Source organism: Perlabentimonas gracilis (assembly GCF_011174675.1).
Taxonomy (GTDB): Bacteria; Bacteroidota; Bacteroidia; order Bacteroidales; family Tenuifilaceae; genus Perlabentimonas; species Perlabentimonas gracilis.
In genome coordinates this window covers 1-19,468 of record NZ_JAANIG010000019.1, presented here as the reverse complement: position 1 = coordinate 19,468, position 19,468 = coordinate 1, and the positions used below count along the sequence as shown (strand labels likewise).

Sequence of the window (19,468 nt, the reverse complement as noted above, 5' to 3'; positions counted from 1 at the left end):
GTAATTATGTGAAAAGTTTTTCGATGCACTCCCCAGCAGGGATGTTTAAATGATGAGCTAAGATACCTAATTTTCTCGCTCCCTCAACGTGCTGTTGGGTATCGTCAATAAAAAGAGTTTCGCTTGGGTTAAGGTTATTCTCCCTTAGGATGATTTCAAAGGCCTCGGCATCGGGTTTGCGCATATGTATTAGATGCGAGTAGTACTCCTTATCGAAGTATACTGATAGGTTATCGACTCCAAAAGTTTTGTGCAGAACCTTGTTGTACTCCTCAATATGAATGGCATTGGTATTGCTAAGCAGAAAAGTACTGTAATGTGGCTTTACTTTTTCTAGCACATCCAGTCGCTGAGGAGGGAAATCGAGCAGCATGGCGTTCCACGCATCGTCAATTTGCTTATCGGTAAGCGCTGGGTTGCTTATTTGGCGGATTCCATCACGAAACTGTGCTGGGGTAACCAATCCCTTGTCCAGCTGATCGAACAGCCCAACCTGTTGGGCTTGGGTGAACATCGAATCAAAATCTGTAATCCCCAGATTTTTATAGGCATCGATGGTTAGGTGGTAATCGATATTTAGAATAACGCCGCCCAAATCGAAGATAATGTTCTTGATGTTTTGGTTGGCAAAAGGGATAAAAATGGGTTTCGACATAAAAAAAGTAATGTTAGGGTTGTAAAATTCGGATACAAATATGTACTTTTGCAATCCAATAAAAAAACCTTTTGAGGTTTTTGTCGGGGTCCATAGCCTGTCTGCTCGGTTGCCTCGCAACAAGCAGGCTCAGCTGGTTAGAGCACCTGACTCATAATCAGGGGTTAAAAATAAAGTAGTTCTAAGAAATATTAATTTCCCGATAAGGGCCCATAGCTCAGCTGGTTAGAGCACCTGACTCATAATCAGGGGGTCGCTGGTTCAAGCCCAGCTGGGCCCACATTTGCAGAAAAAGCGCCAATCGGCGCTTTTTCTGCTTTTTTTATTTGTAGGCTCATAATCTTGGGGGTCGTCTCGTCACTTTCTAACGAGACGTGATGACCGCATAAAATAAAGCATTTACAAATACTAGGTAAGCGTTTTTTAGTTTTATACAAACATTCTACAAACAAACCAAGCTATATTATCTAGGTTACTATTCTGATAATACTTATCAATCCCCCCACAAAACCCTATATTTGCTATACAATTCGATATTTATGGGGCAAATAATTATACGGGGTGCCGAGGAGAACAACCTAAAGGGTGTTGATGTCTGCATCCCGCACAACAAGCTAACGGTTATTACTGGCGTTTCGGGAAGCGGTAAAAGTAGCTTGGTGTACGATGTTCTGAACCGAGAGGGACAAAGGATGTACTTCGAAACCTTCTCGTCGTATACCCGTTCACGTTTGGGTAAAATCCGTCCAGCTAAAGTGGCTAGCATCGAGGGGATGCTTCCTGTGGTAAGCGTTGGTCAAACGCAGGTTCAGGCCAATAGGCGCTCCACCGCAGGTACATTTAGCGAGATATCGCCCTTGCTGCGCCAGCTGTTCTCTCGCTTCAACGATCAGGGGATGACCCTAAACCGTAATGCCTTTTCGTTCAATTCCGATAAGGGGTGGTGCCCACATTGTAAGGGCTTGGGTATTGAAGAGTTTATTGATATCGGCAAACTGATTGCCAACCCCAACTTGTCGCTTAGGCAAGGGGCACTGGTTATTACCCTACCCAATGGATATACCATTTACTCGCAGGTAACTATTGATGAACTTAACAAGGTTTGCCAACACTATGGGTTTAGCGTTGATACCCCTTGGAAAGATTTGAGTGACGATCAGAGAGCCATAATCCTTAATGGATCGGACAAGGTGAAAGTGCTTTACGGCAAACACTCCCTCGAGTCTAGACTAAAGTGGACAGGCATAACCGCACGGCCAAGGGAGGAGGGCTACTACAAGGGAATTATTCCCGTTATGGAGGATATTCTTCGGCGCGATAGGAACGACAATATCCTTAGGTTTATGTCGGCTCGCGAATGCCCAGCTTGCCAAGGCAATCGATTAAATAGCGAGTCGCTTGGGGTTACTTGGAACGGGCAAACCTACTACGATTACGAATCGCTTCCCATTCGCGATTTATACGAGAGTATTAAGCTACACAAATCAACTCAGCAGGCCGAAAGTGCTTTACTTAGCACCATAGCAAGCCGACTGGATATGCTATGCTGCCTAAGCGTTGGCCATATTGCTTGCAATCGTCTAAGCGAAACCCTATCGCAGGGTGAACTCCGCCGAATGCGCTTGGCGCAGCTAAATCACAGTGGACTAACTGGGGTATTATACCTTTTCGATGAGCCCTCCATTGGGTTGCATCAGCGCGATACCCATACCCTAATCGACACCATGTACTCGCTGGTGAAGCAGGGCAACACGGTGGTTGTGGTGGAGCATAACGAGCAGGTTATTCGTGCCGCACAGAACATTATCGAGCTAGGGCCAGGCGCAGGCGCAAAGGGGGGACAGCTGATATATAGCGGTTCGGTTAGCCAAATGGTTAACCATAAATCACTGGAGAGCCCTACAATACAGATGCTTAATAATGGCTTTGCCAATCCTCATAAACTTTTAAGCAGTAGAACGGAGCATTTTGATACCTTCGATATTTTTATCCAAAACCAGCATAATATCCAAAATCAAATGTTCACTTTTGCCCGAAGTGCACTAAATGTAATAACAGGTGTTTCGGGTGCTGGCAAGAGCACTTTGGTAAATTACGGACTACTAAAGGTTGATGGGTTTAAGCAGGTAATACATGTCGATCAAAAACCCATCGGTCGCACATCGCGAAGTAATGCCGCAACCTACACTGGGCTTCTCGATGTGCTTAGAAAGATATTTGCCCAATCGGCAGATGCTAAATCAGCTAATCTAACGGCTAGTCACTTTACGTTTAACGGGAAGCAGGGTCAGTGCGAAGCCTGTCTGGGTACAGGGGTTGTAAAAACTGGTATGCATATTTTTGAGGATTTGGTGCAACCCTGCTCTGTTTGCGGTGGCACAAGGTACAATGCCGAGGTGCTCAAGGTAATGGTGGAGGGATTAAGCATTGCTCAGGTGTTGGAGCTAAGCGTTAACCAAGCTTTGCAGCATTTTTCAAATACTCCAAGCTTGTTACCGTACCTACAGGCTTTGGAAAAGCTGGGCTTGGGGTATCTACACCTAGGGCAGTCGTCGACCACACTATCGGGGGGCGAAGCGCAGCGGGTGAAGCTGGCCAGCGCACTCTACCAATTGCCCAAGGGGCAATGTATGTACGTGCTCGATGAACCCACCACCGGTTTGCACGCTATGGATATTAAGAAGCTTATTGATGCGCTGCACGCATTCACAGCCAAGGGGCATACCGTGGTGGTGGTTGAGCACGACACACAGCTAATTGCCTCGGCCGACTGGATTGTAGATATTGGTCCCGAGGGAGGCAATGATGGGGGAAAATCCCTTTTCTGTGGATCCACTCAGCAGTTTTTCACATCGCATAGTTCACCCACAACCCAAGCAATTGGTAAGAAACAAGAATACAATTATGCTGAGGTGAAAAGTGCATCGCCAGCAATTCATCTGCAAGATATTTACACCAACAACCTCAAGCATATCGACCTGCATATCGATGCTGGGCAGCTGGTTGCCTTCACGGGAGTGTCGGGTAGCGGAAAAACGTCGCTACTTATGCAAACCCTGCATGCCGAGGGGCAGCGCCTTTTTACCGAGAACATCTCTGGTTTTCGTCGACTACAGATGAGGCTTAACACCTCGGGTCAGATAGGCAAAGTGCTCAGCATGCTGCCCACGGTGGCCATCGAGGCCGATACTCCTCGGCCCGATGTGCAATCGACCGTAGCTTCGGCCAGCGGAATCTACGATTTGCTGAGGTTACTCTACGCTCGCTTTGCCAACAATCCCGATGGCAGAAAGCTTACGGCTGCCGACTTTTCGCTAGTAAATAAGCATTCGGTATGCAAGGTTTGCGAGGGTACTGGGCACATAAAGCGTTGTAGTATCGATAGGGTTGTAATTAATCCCAACCGGCCCTTGCTCCATGGTGCGTTATCATCACACAAAACGGTTCAGTTTTTTGTCGACGAGAGGAATAAGTATCGATGGCTCCTGCAGGCAATGGGTCAGCATCATGGGATTGATACCGAAAAGCCTTGGAACGATTTAAGTGAGTGCGAAAGGGGGATGATTCTGTGGGGTACTGGCAGCCAGCAGTACAAGGCGCAATGGCAGTTTAAACGCAAGGGAGGCGAGGGGAGCCACTTGTTTGATGGGACTTGGGATGGGCTGTGTAAATTGATTGAAGAGGAGTATCGTACTCATTTTCCTTCGGCAAAGGGTAGGAGTGCTCTGGAGTTGCTTACCGATATGCCCTGTACGGAGTGCAAAGGACACAGGCTGCGACCCGAGTTGCTAAAATACACCTTCAATGGATTAAGTATTGGCCAGGTTTTAGAGCAACCTATCGATGGGCTGCTGAAGCAGACCAAACAACCTGCTTACGGGCAAGTATCTCAGCCTTTGGTGATGCAACTGCGCGAAAAGTTAGAATTTCTATCGAAAGCCGGATTAGGTTACCTTACGTTGGGTCGGCCGGCCGCATGGCTATCGAGCGGCGAGCTCAAGTGGATTCAGCTGGGGGGTGTTCTCTCATCGCATCAAAGCGGGATGTGTATTATACTCGATGAGCCCACCTGGGGAATGGATTCCAAATCGCGAGAGCACCTGGTGCATACACTTAAGCAGGCACAGCAGAGGGGAAACACAATATTGGTTAGCGACCATCGGCCTGAGATTATTAACGTAGCCGATAGGGTTATTGAGCTTGGCCCTAGCGCAGGCGAGGACGGAGGAAAGATAGTTGCTGATATTCATCCAAAGGACATAGATAGCCAAATATCGCCCGTTGCAGCCAGAATTCTTTACAAGGGGGATAGGTTTGTGAGAGAAAAGATGAGCCTGCATGGTGTTGAGCCCATTCCGCAAATTAAATCAGCCACAATTTATCCACAGCGCATAAACCTTATTACAGGATCAATTGGAAGTGGCAAAACGCAACTGCTGGGTAGAATTGCTTTGGAATGCGAACATCAGGATGAGCTGAAGTTGATAAGAGCAACAAATCGACTGCCGCAGGCAAATAGCCAGAGCGCTATAGCTACCCGAGTTGGCCTAATGAATGATTTGAAAAAAGCCTTTGCTGTAACCCCCGAGGCCATTGCGAAGGGAATTGCGGAAGCCGATTTTGGCTTTAACAGCAAAAAATCGCAGTGCCCAAGGTGTAAAGGGCTGGGTTTTGTTACCACCACGCTCGATTTTTTACCCGATGTAAAGGAGGTGTGTCCCGAGTGCAATGGGCTAAGGTATAAGGATGAATGGTTAACCTATCAAGTGGAGGGTAGAACCTTAAGCCAATGGCTTAGGGTTTCTGTGGATGAAATCTACGGAGCAAGTTTTATGTCACCCAAAAGCAAGAAGATGCTGCTGCAGCTTCAGTTGGTGGGGCTGGGTTACCTAACCTGTGGGCAAGAGATTTCTACGCTATCGCACGGCGAGCGGCGTAGGTTAATGCTGGCCGAGAGTATTGCCGGGCTGAAGCGTGAGCCGGCCATTATCCTATTCGATTCGCCCACTCGAGGGCTCGATTGGGCCAACACTCAGAAGCTGTTTCAACTTTTCGATAGGTTAATACGCGAGGGTCACACCATTGTAATTGCCGACTCACAGGAGGTTGAACCGTTGGCGGATTATGTGGGGTTAAGAAAGTCGAAAGTCTGAGAGTTGAAAGTCGAAAGTCTGAAAGTCGAAAGTCAAAAGTCTGAAAGTCTGAAAGTCTGAAGTCAGAAGACGGAAGTAGGAAAAACCTGTCAGGGTTCGTAGAACCTGACAGCGTTTTTTGGGATATTTAGAACTATTGATTTGATTGTGTGGAGTTAAAAGTAGTCAAAAGTCATAAGTCGGAAAGTCGAAAAGTCGGAAGACCGAAGTCCGAAGACAGAAGACGCCTGTCTCGTAAACCGCTGTTCTTTGGCGGATGACGAGAGATGTCAGAAGATGGGAAAACTTGTCAGGCTATCTAACCAGCATTAGCGTCTTTGTGTATTCGCGTTAAAATTTGAAAGACGGGGAATGCATGAATAAAACACAGATGTGAATACAAGAAAACTCCCGAAAGTACCTGATGGTACCAATCGGGAGTTCTGTTTGTGGAACAACTATCATCTACCTAATCAATGGTAAATTATTGGGGTAGGCTATTCTTGAATTCTTGATATCTCTCAATAAATAGTTCTCCATCTTTACCGCCCTGTGCCTGCCAAGCCGCCTCAATGGCCTCAATCCTGTTCTCGGGTGAGGGGTGTGTACTTAAAAATTCGGGGGGCTGTGGTGCGCCCTCCATCTTCTCGAAGAATCCAGCCAGTTCCCTAGGATGATACTCGGTATCGCAAAGATATTTCACTGCATACTCGTCGGCTTCGTACTCGTTATCACGGCTATACTTAAGCGAGCCAAGGCCTTGGGCCAGAGAAACAACGATCTCCTCTAGAATGGTTGGGTTATCGCCCAGGATAATGCTTGCTAAAACGCTAAATCCGTACTGTTTGGTAAGCATGGCCGTGGAGTGCCTACGGTCGGCATGGGCAATCTCATGAGCCATAACACCCGCAAACTGTGCCTCGTTATCGAGAAATTTTATAAGGCCGGTGTAGAAGTACATATATCCGCCAGGTGCAGCAAATGCGTTAAGAATATCCTCATCGATTATTTTAACGGTCCATGGAAATGTGGTGGGATAGCGCAGATCATCGGACTGTAATATGTTGTTAAGAATTCTGTTGATGTGATCGTATGCCTCGGGGTACTCATCCTCATCGAGGATGGGATAGGTGGTGGGGTCGGCCATGATGGTGGAGTCGAGCTGCTGCCCAAAAGCGATATCGTCATCAAGGGTGAAAAAGTTAACCCTTCCGTCGTCGCAACTTGTAACCAACAGCACAATGGCGGGAAAGAGTAGTAGCAGAATCCTTTTCATAATCTTGTTAGTTTGATGGTTGTTGTTTGTACGCAAAGGTACGGAAAATGTTTATTTTAGTTGAAATCCGAAGGGTCGAAAGTCAAAAGTCGGAAAGTCGAAAGTTGGAAAGTCGGAAAGTCGAAAGTTGGAAAGTCAGAAAGTCGAAAGTTGGAAAGTCAGAAATAGGGAGACCGAAGAGGGAAAAACCTGTCATTGTCCGTAGGGCATGACAGCGTTTTTTAGTGGATGTATGGCGAAAACTAGCCCAAAAGTTGAGGTTAAAATGTTTTTTTTATAAAGTGCCTACAGTGGAAAGCGAAAGCATGCGCTGAGTAGTTCGACAGGCTTACTAACCTCTTGCCGCAGGGTCGAAAGTCAGAAGACCGGAGACAGAAGACCGAAGACAGGAGACCAAAGACCGAAGACAGGAGACAGGAGTCGGGTGACAGAAGACGCCTGCCTCGGCTTGTCTCGGGAGGCGAAGCATAACGATGGAGGAAAGTGATCCGTGTGCGGTGATCAGTAATCAGTGGGCGGTAAACGGTAATCAGTGATCAGTGATCAGTATTCAGTAAGCGGTAGGCATTGAGTGGTGAGCGGTAAATGGTAATCAGTGATCAGTAATCAGTATTCAGTAAGCGGTAGGCAGGATTCGTATGTCCCTCCCAAGGGCAGGCAAGCTGGCAGCGTCGGGTTTTAAACAAGTTACGATGGTAAACCATTGCCAACTGCATTTTTTGTCAACTGCCAACTATAAGATTGACCGAAGACCGGAGACAGGAGACAGAAGACCGAAGACCAAAGACCGAAGACAGGAGACAGGAGTCGGGTGACAGAAGACGCCTGCCTCGGCTTGTCTCGGGAGGCGAAGTATAACGACGGAGGAAAGTGATCCGTGAGCGGTGATCAGTAATCAGTGAGCGGTAAACAGTAATCAGTGATCAGTAATCAGTAATCAGTATTCAGTAAGCGGTAGGCAGGATTCGTATGTCCCTCCCAAGGGCAGGTAAACCAACCAAAGGGCAGGCAAGCTGGCAGCGTCGGGTTTTAAACAAGTTACGATGGTAAACCATTGCCAGCTGCATTTTTTGTCAACTGCCAACTATAAGATTGACCGAAGACCAAAGACCGAAGACATAGACAGAAGGCTACAATCAAGTCAATCTAGATTAAATTTGTGGCTTAGTGTCTTTGGGTTTAAGGATCGAAGGAATGATGCTAAACCAAACCTTAAAATCCCATTCCAAATCCCATCTCAAAAATGTTGTTTTTGCCGTGTAGGTAGGGTGCCGAGAACATGTTGAGGTACTGCTGGGCGGTGCGGCCATCCACATCGTAACCCTGCACGTTGCTAATGGTGTACTTACCAAAGATGCGGATATTTGGAAGCGGATTAACCTGTGCAGCGAATACCAAGCTACTGCTATCCCAGGTAATCTCCTCAAGCACAGGTAGCTCATCAATCCGCGGATTGCGCATACCACGGATATACTCGTAGTAATGCCCCTTGCGGGCATAGGTGTACGATGCCGAAAGCTGCAGTGTTCCCGCTGGGTATATCCGAAGGGTAGCGTAAAACTCCTCGGCATTATCCTTTAGGTAGTGCCCCAGGTTGTATTTATTGGAGGAGAAGCTGGTTGTGGGCTCGTCGTGCAAAAATGTAATGGGGTTGGTGAAGGTGTATTCACCTCCCAGCACCACGTTACGTATTGGCCAGTGGCTCAGCGTGAATCCGGTCTTGTAGCTGTTAAAGTTGTGCCGCGTGGGGTCGCCGATACGCTTCACCGAGAACTCATCGATAAAAAGTGTTCCGAACAGATGCAGGTGCTTTAGCTGCCTTGAGCTGATATTGATAAACATGGCATTATTCTGAAACGACGATCCCCAGTGAATGGTGTGTACTAACGATTTGTAGAAGAAGAATGGGATTAGGTAAGCGGGCTGCACATCCATATCGCCATACACAATGGAGTTACCAAAGGAGATGTTTAGCCGCTCGAGTGGTTTAACGGTAAACATATTGGCGGCTATGTACATCCGTCTATGAACGGTGCGTGCGTTTCCCTCGGCTGGGAATATTGAGTTAACGCTATCGATAGCTTCCGATACCAACCAGCCGTGGTAGTAGCTAAACTCTAACCATTTGGCAGGATTCAAATACAGCTTTACCATGGGAAACGATGGCGTGCGCCCCGAGAAGATATTACTGCCGTTCTGGTTGTCACCCCACATCATATGATCTTTTATTAATCCAAAGGATCCCCAGTTCCAGCTCCAGGTTATACCACCTCGCATCTCGCTAAACTCGCCCCCTGGACCACCACCTGTTAGCGCCTTGTATGTTCCACCCAGCTCCTGCGTTAGGAACGACGGTTGCGCCAAGCGCTCACCCGCCTGGTAGTTGTCGCGAAGACTGGCGTAAACCGACCAGGTATCGCCCATGTACGAAATGGCTTCGGCCCCTCCGTACGATACCCAGAAGTCCCTTTCTCCGCCTGAGAAGTAGCGAAAGCCATAAACGGGGCGCATGAGCGCCCTAAAGAACGAGTCCCTGTAGGCCACCTCAGGGGGAAGGAAATGAACCGACACGGATGAGTCGCGCTTAAATAGCTGCCATTCGCCCTCCTTCAGTTCGCCCAGCTCCATCTGGTATTCCTCCATATAATGACTCAGGCGTGCCCTCTGCGAGCGGCTAAGCATTTGCGATTGTTCGCTGGCCTTTTGCAGGTACCCTGCAATGGTGGTGCGGGGGTAGGGTTTCACGGTTGAGTTGATACAGATAACGTGTATGCTGGCTAGCTCATCGAGGAAATTGTAGATATCCCTATCGCTAACATGCTGGTATGCCACCTGTGCGTGTAGGGTTAAACCCGTTATTATAAGGGTGAGTGTGTATGCAATTCGTCTCATCAATGTCTAGTGTATCGATTTTATAGGTAACTGTAAAGGTAGTAAATTGTTTATTTATGTGGATGAGGGTGGGAAGGTTGAATGTCGGAAAGTGGAAAGTCAAAAGTCAAAAGTTGGAAGTCGAGAGTCGTAAAAACCTGTTATCCCTGCCTGTTTGACCAAGTATGTTCCAACGCTCCTGCTGGAGAACCCTATCGTGCACGCTAGAGCGCCAGCCATCCCAACGGCGGCCGGTATAGGTTAGTTAGAAAAACTGGTAGAAATCCATTTATAAAAGATCATAAATGCTACGTAAATTAAGCCAGGGTACAATGCTTATGCCCGAGCTCCGTTCCTGTTTAGTATCGCCAGCAAAAACAACAATACCCCTATTACTGCCCGTTAGTTTTTTCCAAAACTCAATGCCCTTAAAGAAGTTTTCATTTATGGTGCTCCCTGCTTTAATCTCAATAGGGAGTATGCCATTGGGCGTATCGGCCAGAATATCAACCTCGTGACCAATATTATCGCGCCAGAAGAAAAGGTTGTGATTCTCGCCCTTGTTATACCTATGCTTTACAAGTTCGGCTATTACGAGGTTCTCAAAAAGACTTCCCTTCGCATAGTGAGTGCTCACCTGATGAGGCGAGCCAATACCCAGCAGGGAGCAGGCCAACCCCGTATCGTAGAAATAGAGCTTGGGCATTTTTACTATGCGCTTATTAAAGCTAACGTGGTGAGGCTGTAGCCTAAAAACTATGAAGCTACTCTCCAGCACTCCAATCCAAGAGGCTATGGTTTTACCGTCGACTCCCGACTCGATGGCCAGGCTGTTCATATTCAATAATTGGCCTACCCTACCCGCACATAGCCGCAGGAATTTCTCGAAGGCAATTAAATTAGTGATATTTTTTATCAGCCTCACATCGCGCTCCACATAGGTTCTGATGTAGTTAGCGTACCATTTTGATGGTTCAATACTTCGATCGTATATCGCTGGGTAAAGTCCTTTGTGGATCAGGGAGTCAATATCGTTGGTAGAATCCGCTTCACCCAATGTAAATGGTAAAAGGTAAAGGTATGCCACCCTGCCAGCTAAACTCTGAGATATGTTATCCTGAAGCAGGAAGTTGTTGGAACCAGTAATGATAAAGCGACCTGTTTCGGGGCTATCGTCCAACACCTGTTGCAGGTATGAGAATAGCTCTGGGGCTCGCTGAGCCTCATCGAGTATGGCACCGGATGAGTTCTGCTTTAAAAAGGCTCGTGGATCGTTAAGAGCAAAGTTTCTGGTGTCGGGATTCTCGAGGCTTACGTAGGGAAGATGGGCGAATGCGCTACGGGCAAGTGTTGTTTTGCCCGATTGTCGCGGACCCACTAGTGCTACTGCCTTATACTGCTTACACAGCGCTACCAACTCTTTCTCTGCATCGCGTTTTACCATAGCACAAATATACAATATCGGAATTGAATTCCCGAATTGTAAGGCTAAGAAAAAATAAAATCGAGTTTGTGAATTTAAAATTATACTTGTAATCGGCTACCAGTGAAGGCTTGACTTTGCATTTCGACACTTCGACACGCTCAGTGCAACGCAGGCTCAGCGACAGTCAAACCTTCACTTGCCCTGCGCTCAATGTGCTCCTCCAAGGTAACATCCCAGCGGCGGCCGGTGTCAGTAAGGTAGAAGAACTGGTCGAAATCCATACCGAAGTAGGGCTCGCCAATAATGCCTAACCCCATGTAGATGTAGTATTTACATAGATCCTTACTATCGTATTTTGACAATGGGCTTCTCGATCCTGCCTCTCGATTCTGGCTTAGAGTGTTATGTTGAAGTTAATCGAAAAGCGATATTTCCCCCCAGCTGATAACCTCAATGCCTTCCGAACGCTTCTGGTTTTCGGCTCCAGCATAAATAAGCTTCCCCTGTTTCTCTCCCGTAAGCTTTAGCCAGTACCTTAAGTTTTTAAAAAAGTCATCGTGTATGGTTTTACCCGATTTAATCTCTAAAGGAATAAAGGAAGTGGTTTTGTCTATTACCAGATCAATTTCCCGACCCGTTTTATCTCTCCAGAAGTAGAGGGATTCTGTACTGCCTGAATTATTCTTTTGTTTGATTATTTCTGAAACTACAAGACATTCGAACAAAGGACCCCTTAGCGGATGGGATTGCAGATGTTCAACCTTATGGATGCCAAGCAATGAACACGCTAGGGAGGTGTCGTAAAAGAAAAGTTTTGGCCGTTTAACAACTGTTTTATTATAGTTTTTATAGAAGGGAGGGAGTAAGTACACAATAAAGTTACTTACCAGAATACTTAGCCACGATTGTATTGTTTTCACATCTACCCCAACCTCAACCGCAAGGGATGTATAGTTAAGCTCCTGAGCGGCTCGCCCTGCTAGTAGCCTCATAAACTTTTCGAAAACAAGCAAATCCGTTACATTTTTTATTTGCCTAACATCTCTTTCGATATACGTTCTAATATAGCTGGGCATCCATTCCTTAATGCTGATATTCTGGTCGTAAACAGGTGGATAAAACCCATTGATTATGTAATCATTCTCAGAATAAGGTAAATCATATGCTTTAATCTCTGCAAGTGAAAAGGGAAAAAGGTTTAAGAATCCAACCCTACCGGCTAAAGATTGATTAATCTGTTCGTTGAGCAAAAAGTTGTTTGAACCAGTTAGTACAAACTGACCGGGCATTGTATTGTTATCTACAATTTCCTGTAAATATGAAAACAAAAGAGGACTTCGCTGTATTTCGTCTAAGATAGCGCCCTCGGGAAATTGCAATAAAAAACCACGGGGATCATCAATTGAAAACCTTCTGGTGTCGGGATTCTCCAATGTAATGTATGGTTTGTTAGGGAAAGCGACTTTTACCAGCGTTGTCTTACCCGATTGCCGCGGCCCGGTAATGGCAACAACTTTGAACATTGAGGATAGATGCCTAAGCCTATGTAAAGCGATTCTTGTTATCATACAGCAAATATATGGAAATATATGGAATCACAATCCGCAAAACGCCATTTATTTAGCGGTGAACCGGAAGTAGTGAGATTTAAGCGATGAGTAGTGGGTATAGCTTAACTCTTAGTTCTTAACTCATTTAAAATTATACTGATAATCTGGATGCATCTTCATAATCTTGCCACAGGCGGGCTCGTTCTCGAGGAACCAGACTAAATATGAATTGCTATCTATACCCAACAATTAAAATCCGCTTAACCAAATTCTTCACGTTCTGCAACACTAACTCCTTTACCCGCGGCGCAGCCGAACTGCTCCAGCGCTGGGGGTGAACGGTAATCATTATTTGAGGGGGAAGTTTTCCGCAAATGGCAGCTTTAATAATATTGCTTGTGGTTTTAAAAACCAGACCCTCTTTAATCCAACGCTCCTGCTGGGGAACCCTATCCCGCACGCTAGTGCGCCAGCCATCCCAGCGGCGGGCGGTGTCGGTAAGGTAGAAGAACTGGTTGAAAACCATATCGAAGTAGGACTCGCCAATTACGCCCAGGGGCTGTAGTCGTTTTTCCTTAAGCTGGTTTTTTCTATGGTGGACTCTGCTTTGTTAAACCCTAATCAACAATATTGGTGAGTTTGGACCACGGTATCAATGAAAAACCCCCCGTGCTAATAGATTCCTCGCCAGCGTAAACAACAACTTTCTTTGCTGTATTATCAGGATAATTTTTTAAATTCTTGAAGTAATCTTTGCTAAAAGTTTGACCTGCCTTTATTTCAATGGCCATACGGTTTGTGGCGCTAAGTTCAAGGATGCAATCAATCTCGGTACCATTACTTTCGCGCCAATAGTATATATTTGGTTCCTTTCCAAGGTTATAGAGCTGTTTGCGGATGTCGCTAATTACCAAATTCTCGAAAAGTGATCCATATAGGTAATGTGTTTTCAACATCTCTGGACTTTCTAGGCGCAGCAAAGAGCAGACAACACCAGTATCGGTAAAGTAAAGCTTTGGTGATTTTATTATCCTTTTGCTAAAATTGTTATGGTAGGGTTGCAGTAAAAAAATAATGTAGCTTGCCTCAAGCAATGATATCCACGACTTTACTGTATTTACGGCAACACCCACGTCGTTGGCAAGCGAGGTGAGGTTAAGTACCTGACCAACCCTTCCGGCGCATAAAGATAGAAACCTTGTGAATGTATTTAAATCCTCAATTGCCTTTAACGATCTTATATCCCTTTCTACATATGTATGCAAGTACGATGGGTAAAAATCGGTGGGATTAATTCCCTTTTCCACTAAACGCGGGTAAAAACCGTTGTGAATGGAGCTGAACAGGTCAGCTGATACACCTACCTCGCTGAAGCAAAAAGGCAACAGATGGCTAATGTAAACCCTGCCTGCTAGTGATTGCGAAATGTGCTGGTTCATTAGAAAACTTTGAGAACCCGATAGCACATACTGCCCAGCCGCACCACTCTCATCGGAAACTACCTGAATGTAGCTAAATAGCTCGGGAAGATTCTGAGCCTCATCAAAAATAATACCTGGCCCATTGCTTTTTAGGAAGCCTAAAGGGTCTTCCATAATAAGCTGACGATAATCCACCCTTTCCAAATTGTAGTACTTATAGCTTGGAAAGGCGTTAAGCAGGAGCGTGGTTTTGCCCGATTGCCTTGGCCCTGTGAGAGAAAGAACGGGGAATTGACCCAGCATTTTCTCTAGATGTGGCTGAATCTCTCTTTTAATGTACATACAATATGCTATTATGCATTAGAACTGCAAATATACATATTAAATTTTATAATCTATTTGCGCTCATCGTTTTTTTGCAGCAATTACCCTCTTAACCAAATTTTTCACGTTCTGCAATACCAACTCTTAATTCCACTGAGTTACACTATGTCATACACTGAGTTACACGGTGGTTAGTTGTTTCGCACATCTTAATGTGAGTGGCTATCTAATATAAATTTAAGCCTTCTTTAATAGGTTCTAGTGTTTTGCCAAAACAACTCCTTTAGCCACGGCACTGCCGAGTTGCTCTAGTGGTGGCAATGTTGATGCGTTGATCTCGGATCTCGTCATCTTTTTTGACGAGATCCGAGACACAGTGCGAGGGTGAGGATTAGCTTATCTCATTTGCGTTGGCGTGAAGAGTAATTGGTGGGGTGGGTGTTTTTGGATTTGAAGGGTGAGAGTAGAGGAGTGGTGCGCGTAGAATAGTAGATATAAATGATAGTTGGGGGCAAGCTAAAAAAAGACGACCAACCCAAACACTTTCAATCGAAACTCGTTATATTTGTAGATAGTAAAGATTGAAGAAATGAACATACAAGCAAGAAAACTGAATCTAATAGAAGAATTTTTAAGAATCTCAGATGAGAGTATCATTGAGAAACTAGAATCTTTTATTAGAATTGAGAAAAAGAAACAATATGATAGGGAATTAAAACCTATGTCTTTGAATGATTTCCATGAAATGATTGACCAAGCAAAACAAGACAAAGCAAACGGTCGGGTTATTTCGCATGAAGAATTAAAGAAGAGAATCAAATCATGGAAGTAAAAATTGAATGGTCTGAATTATCAACAAAACAATTAAATTATATTTTTGATTACTACTCTATTAAAGCCAGTCCAAGTATTGCTAAGAATATTGTAAATAAGATTGTTGATAGGGTTGAGATTTTACTTAAAAATCCAGTGTCTGGACCCAAAGAAGAACTTCTAAGTGAAATGTCAGAAGACTTTCGATATCTTGTAGAAAGTAACTATAAAATTATTTATTGGCAAGAAAATGAAACAATTACAATTGCATCTGTGTTCGATTGTCGTCAGAATCCCGAGAAAATGAAGATAATATAGCCAGCCCCCAACACGGGGTGTATCCAATCCCGACAGAGAGCGGCGGGACAAGTTTTGGGTGAATGAGTTACACGATCAGACAACGGTCGCAGGAATGTTCAATGCAAAATGATGAAGTCACAGCTTCGTACTCCTCTCGTCTCGTCAAAACTTTGACGAGACGAGACGAGACCACACCCCAACCGCAGATATACATATGTTCAGCTCTATCTCAGAGTAGAACTATTGAGGAGAATTGGGAGCGTTATGTTTGTATATCAAAAGATCTTGCTTCAGCAGAGGAATATAATAACTTCGCATAACAGATGCGCCGCTAAAGCCCTCAAACTTAAGCTATACTTCATCGGTTAGCTACAACTAAAACCCTCTTAACCAAATTCTTCACATTTTGCAACACCAGCTCTTAATTCCACAACCTGTCCCGCCGCTCTATGGCGGGAGTGTTACACTCTGTTCCCGCTGAGTTACCTTTCGACAGGCGTTACAGTGAGCAGTTCGATAAACTCACTGACCACCTGTCGAACTGCTCAAGGCAAAGCACTGTGGCCCATTGTGGAAGAGCCAAGTCTAAATGAGATCGGTTAGATAGAAAAACTGGTCGAAATCCATATCGAAGTAGGGCTCGCCAATAATGCCTAGGGTTTGGTAGTCGTAGGTTTTCATTAGATTCTTGCATCGTGCTCTGATAGGCGATAGTACTACTGAGGTAATACTAGCCGACTAATACAAAAAACCGAAAAGCCATAAAGGGATGCGATTGCCAAACCCAATCTCAATATCATCCAATGCTAGCGACGCCCCTTCGATATGCTTCACCTGCTGGCTCGTTTTACTTTTCCCTCCCACCTCGAAACTAAGAGAAGAGTTGACGAGAAAATCACCCGATTTGGTATAGCTTACCTTATGCAGACTTCTTAGTTGGTTCAAAAAGAATGTTTCTCTTATTGTTCCAATATTAGGCATGCCTTGCACCAAGCAATGGGCAAGATTTGTATTATTCAAGTATATTTTTTCTGGTTTTTGTAGCGTTTTTATTCCTTTGACCTCTCTATCTAGGGTGGCAATAAGCTCCGCAATTTCAAGTGCATTTAAGTATTTTAGAAGCGTGCGTTGATCTGCTATAAATAGCTCCGATCGGAGATTAGAGAGGTTGGGGGTATAGGGAACAGTAATACTAAGAGCCGCCAATAATTTTTTAAGTTTAATACTGCTCTCTGTAGAGAATGATGCTACAGCAGGAATATCCTGTTCGAGGACTACGGTGATGGTGTCCTTCAATCGCTTATAGAAATGATTTGGGGCCTCATGGTAATATGGATAGTAGCCAAACCTAAGGTAGTTTTGGAAAAGTGGCAAAATCTTTACTTGGGCAACAATATCTTTTGCTATGCCTTCGTGGCTATTCAGAATGGAGGCTAACGAAAAAACTTCAAAGGTCTGATCATGGTACCAGTTAACAAACTCACGAAACGAAAGCCCTGGCAGGTTATAGTTGCATTTACGACGGCTAAGGTCACCACTCCCCTTGTATAGTTGCAACAACGACGACCCAGAGTAAACAATCTGGAGCTCGGGGTATCGATCGTATATAACCTTGAGCTCAGCACTCCAGTCGTAATCCCTTTGCTTTGGTGGGTACTTGTGTACCTCATCAAGAAACAGGAAGCTTCCCCCGTACTTAACAAACATTTCGGCGGTATCAACAATGCTATTGCTGTAAAAGTAAGGATCATCAAGCGAAGCATACAGCACTTCCCGCGAATTGCCAGAAAGAACCTCCTTGGCTCTCTGCAGCAAAAGGGTAGTTTTTCCTACTCCTCTGGCACCATTTACCTCTATCAGCCTATTACTCCAATCTATTTGCGAGTACAGGCTCCTGTACTTCTTGCTTTCTTGTTTATAAATAAACTGTTGGCTTTGTTCATATAGGTTTTCCATAGCATTTTAGAATTGCATTACACAAATTTAGCCATTTGTTTTGTAATGCATTACATTTCGCATAATTTTTTTATCTGCTTAGGAAATTTATGGGTGGAGGTGTGCGTTTTGCCCTTCGCCTTATCGCCTCATCGGTTAGTTTTTTCGTATGTGCGATGATCTCGCTTTTCGCTCTAACCCCTCTCGTTTCCTCTCGCATAATCGCCCTATCGGTTAGGTAGAAAAACTGGTCGAAATCCATATCGAAGTAGGACTCACTGATAATGCTCAGGGTTTGGTAATTTTATTTCTGACGAAAAAACCTAATGAGGAACGAACTGGAACTAGTTTACCAATCAATATCTAATAAACCTATCCAATTTAGAATATTTATTCCCTTTACTTTAAGATTACTTTGGCCTTGGTGTAGTATGTATTTATCATCGTGGGTAATAATACCCGCATAGTATAACAGGTTTTTCATGTGTTCATCCTTTATGGTATGGCCCGATTTAATCTCAACAAACGATGTTTTGCTCCCTTTTACCAGTAGGTCGATCTCATGCCCTGTTTTATCCCTCAAAAAGTAATTCATCATAGCCCCCTTGGATAATGCAGCAAGCTTCATCATTTCCGCTACAAGGAGGTTTTCGAACAGTGCACCATACATTGCATGATGTTTCAACTGATCGGTAGTTTTGATTTGCAACAATGCGGAAACAAGACCAACATCATAGAAGTATAGCTTTGGGCTTTTAACAAGTTGCTTTGAAATATTAACAAAGTAGGGTGGCAAAAGAAATACGATGAAAGAACTTTCGAGCAGCGATAACCATGCTTTAGCTGTATTTACCGCAATTCCACAATCGAGAGCGAGCTGTGAGTAGTTAAGTATTTGGCCGCACCTTGCCGCGCAAAGTTTAATAAATCGGTAGAATGCCGTTTTATCGGTAATGCTTCTAACATCTATTATGTCTCGCTCAATAAATGTTTGAATATAGTTTGGATAGAAAAGCTCTGGGGGTATATTTTTTGATAATACTCGGGGATATAAGCCCTGTAGTATTCTAGTATTGGCATCGAGTGAAAATTCCTTACCGATTTCAGCCACCGAAAAAGGTAGGACATTCACTATTCCTGCTCTTCCGGCAAGGGTTTGAGTTACATTTTTAAGTAATAGAAAGTTTTGTGATCCCGAAATAATGAATTTACCATTATAGTTGGGTTCATCGATTATTCCCTGCAAATACGAAAAAATTTCAGGTGCTTTCTGAGCTTCATCAAGTATTGCGCCTTGCTTTACCGACTCTAAAAAGCCCTTTGGATCGTTGTTAAATAACAGCTTATGGTCAGGATCCTCAAAGGAGAAGTAATGATAGTCGGGAAACATTTTGCGAACCAGCGTAGTTTTACCCGACTGCCGAGGGCCAGTTACACAAACCACCGGGAAATACTCTAGGTACTCCTCAATCAATGCCGCTATATCCCTTTTAATAAACATTAACCAAAATTTGAGTGGATAAATTTGCAACAGCAATGCAAATATAGACAATAATGCTTTAAGAACAAAGGCTCTATTCTAGTTGTAGGATGATTATCACTAGGGTCCGACTAGGTATTTTGTAATGGTTTAGCCCCCTATCAATCGGACTTTTGTATAGATGGTTCACTAGCATCCGAAAGTACGAAATTTAAAAATGCCCTCAGAATCCCCTATTTTTGAGTTCGACAAAAAACTTTAAAATTATGGGACTCTTCAGGCGAA

The 19,468-nt window shown here is 44.5% G+C and carries 13 protein-coding genes and 1 tRNA gene; 4 read left to right on the top strand and 10 right to left on the bottom strand.

Features of this window, described 5'->3' with window-relative positions; translation table 11 throughout:
* Positions 1 to 4: 4 nt before the first annotated feature.
* On the bottom strand, positions 5 to 655 hold the full coding sequence (locus tag G8O23_RS09675) for an HAD family hydrolase (RefSeq protein ID WP_166364221.1): 651 nt from the start codon (positions 653 to 655) through the stop codon (positions 5 to 7).
* Between the two features lie 206 nt (positions 656 to 861).
* On the opposite strand from G8O23_RS09675, the gene G8O23_RS09670 reads away from it, so the two are divergent.
* Positions 862 to 935 (top strand) — tRNA-Ile (locus G8O23_RS09670).
* A gap of 259 nt (positions 936 to 1,194) precedes the next feature.
* Positions 1,195 to 5,808: an ATP-binding cassette domain-containing protein gene (locus G8O23_RS09665; RefSeq protein WP_166364219.1), complete on the top strand. Its 4,614-nt coding sequence runs from the start codon at positions 1,195 to 1,197 to the stop codon at positions 5,806 to 5,808.
* A 463-nt stretch (positions 5,809 to 6,271) separates the two neighbouring features.
* On the opposite strand, the gene G8O23_RS09660 is transcribed toward G8O23_RS09665, so the two are convergent.
* The 7 genes from G8O23_RS09660 to G8O23_RS09630 form a co-directional block, all read right to left on the bottom strand.
* On the bottom strand, positions 6,272 to 7,063 hold the full coding sequence (locus G8O23_RS09660) for a M48 family metallopeptidase (protein WP_166364217.1): 792 nt from the start codon (positions 7,061 to 7,063) through the stop codon (positions 6,272 to 6,274).
* A 1,212-nt stretch (positions 7,064 to 8,275) separates the two neighbouring features.
* The gene (locus tag G8O23_RS09655) at positions 8,276 to 9,955 is read right to left on the bottom strand and encodes a capsule assembly Wzi family protein (RefSeq protein ID WP_166364215.1); all 1,680 of its coding nucleotides are present in this window, start codon (positions 9,953 to 9,955) and stop codon (positions 8,276 to 8,278) included.
* 268 nt (positions 9,956 to 10,223) lie between these two features.
* Positions 10,224 to 11,378: an ATP-binding protein gene (locus G8O23_RS09650; protein WP_166364213.1), complete on the bottom strand. Its 1,155-nt coding sequence runs from the start codon at positions 11,376 to 11,378 to the stop codon at positions 10,224 to 10,226.
* 140 nt (positions 11,379 to 11,518) lie between these two features.
* A complete protein-coding gene (locus G8O23_RS09645) occupies positions 11,519 to 11,722 on the bottom strand; it encodes a hypothetical protein (protein WP_166364211.1) in 204 nt (67 codons plus the stop codon).
* Positions 11,723 to 11,773: 51 nt separating this feature from the next.
* Entirely contained in the window at positions 11,774 to 12,928 is a 1,155-nt protein-coding gene (locus G8O23_RS09640) for an ATP-binding protein (RefSeq protein WP_166364209.1), read from the bottom strand.
* Positions 12,929 to 13,142: 214 nt separating this feature from the next.
* Positions 13,143 to 13,436, bottom strand: a complete 294-nt coding sequence (locus tag G8O23_RS09635) for a hypothetical protein (protein ID WP_166364207.1) — start codon at positions 13,434 to 13,436, stop codon at positions 13,143 to 13,145.
* A 91-nt stretch (positions 13,437 to 13,527) separates the two neighbouring features.
* On the bottom strand, positions 13,528 to 14,673 hold the full coding sequence (locus G8O23_RS09630) for an ATP-binding protein (protein WP_166364205.1): 1,146 nt from the start codon (positions 14,671 to 14,673) through the stop codon (positions 13,528 to 13,530).
* A 571-nt stretch (positions 14,674 to 15,244) separates the two neighbouring features.
* Here G8O23_RS09630 and G8O23_RS09625 point away from each other — a divergent pair.
* Together G8O23_RS09625 and G8O23_RS09620 are read left to right on the top strand one after the other, a co-directional pair.
* On the top strand, positions 15,245 to 15,487 hold the full coding sequence (locus G8O23_RS09625; RefSeq protein WP_166364203.1) for a hypothetical protein: 243 nt from the start codon (positions 15,245 to 15,247) through the stop codon (positions 15,485 to 15,487).
* Positions 15,478 to 15,786, top strand: a complete 309-nt coding sequence (locus G8O23_RS09620; protein WP_166364201.1) for a type II toxin-antitoxin system RelE/ParE family toxin — start codon at positions 15,478 to 15,480, stop codon at positions 15,784 to 15,786. Before G8O23_RS09625 ends, G8O23_RS09620 begins: the two co-directional genes overlap by 10 nt.
* A gap of 720 nt (positions 15,787 to 16,506) precedes the next feature.
* Here the strand turns inward: G8O23_RS09620 and G8O23_RS09615 are convergent.
* Together G8O23_RS09615 and G8O23_RS09610 are read right to left on the bottom strand one after the other, a co-directional pair.
* Complete coding sequence (locus tag G8O23_RS09615) at positions 16,507 to 17,724, bottom strand: ATP-binding protein (protein WP_166364199.1); 1,218 nt, start codon at positions 17,722 to 17,724, stop codon at positions 16,507 to 16,509.
* A gap of 328 nt (positions 17,725 to 18,052) precedes the next feature.
* Entirely contained in the window at positions 18,053 to 19,204 is a 1,152-nt protein-coding gene (locus tag G8O23_RS09610; protein WP_166364197.1) for an ATP-binding protein, read from the bottom strand.
* Positions 19,205 to 19,468 lie beyond the last annotated feature (264 nt).

Bases quoted from the DNA above. Each gene is read 5' to 3' on its own strand.
- G8O23_RS09675 (WP_166364221.1), bottom strand. From the start codon at position 655: ATGTCGAAACCCATTTTTATCCCTTTTGCCAACCAAAACATCAAGAAC.
- G8O23_RS09665 (WP_166364219.1), top strand. From the start codon at position 1,195: ATGGGGCAAATAATTATACGGGGTGCCGAGGAGAACAACCTAAAGGGT.
- G8O23_RS09660 (WP_166364217.1), bottom strand. From the start codon at position 7,063: ATGAAAAGGATTCTGCTACTACTCTTTCCCGCCATTGTGCTGTTGGTT.
- G8O23_RS09655 (WP_166364215.1), bottom strand. From the start codon at position 9,955: ATGAGACGAATTGCATACACACTCACCCTTATAATAACGGGTTTAACC.
- G8O23_RS09650 (WP_166364213.1), bottom strand. From the start codon at position 11,378: ATGGTAAAACGCGATGCAGAGAAAGAGTTGGTAGCGCTGTGTAAGCAG.
- G8O23_RS09640 (WP_166364209.1), bottom strand. From the start codon at position 12,928: ATGATAACAAGAATCGCTTTACATAGGCTTAGGCATCTATCCTCAATG.
- G8O23_RS09635 (WP_166364207.1), bottom strand. From the start codon at position 13,436: ATGGTTTTCAACCAGTTCTTCTACCTTACCGACACCGCCCGCCGCTGG.
- G8O23_RS09630 (WP_166364205.1), bottom strand. From the start codon at position 14,673: ATGTACATTAAAAGAGAGATTCAGCCACATCTAGAGAAAATGCTGGGT.
- G8O23_RS09625 (WP_166364203.1), top strand. From the start codon at position 15,245: ATGAACATACAAGCAAGAAAACTGAATCTAATAGAAGAATTTTTAAGA.
- G8O23_RS09620 (WP_166364201.1), top strand. From the start codon at position 15,478: ATGGAAGTAAAAATTGAATGGTCTGAATTATCAACAAAACAATTAAAT.
- G8O23_RS09615 (WP_166364199.1), bottom strand. From the start codon at position 17,724: ATGGAAAACCTATATGAACAAAGCCAACAGTTTATTTATAAACAAGAA.
- G8O23_RS09610 (WP_166364197.1), bottom strand. From the start codon at position 19,204: ATGTTTATTAAAAGGGATATAGCGGCATTGATTGAGGAGTACCTAGAG.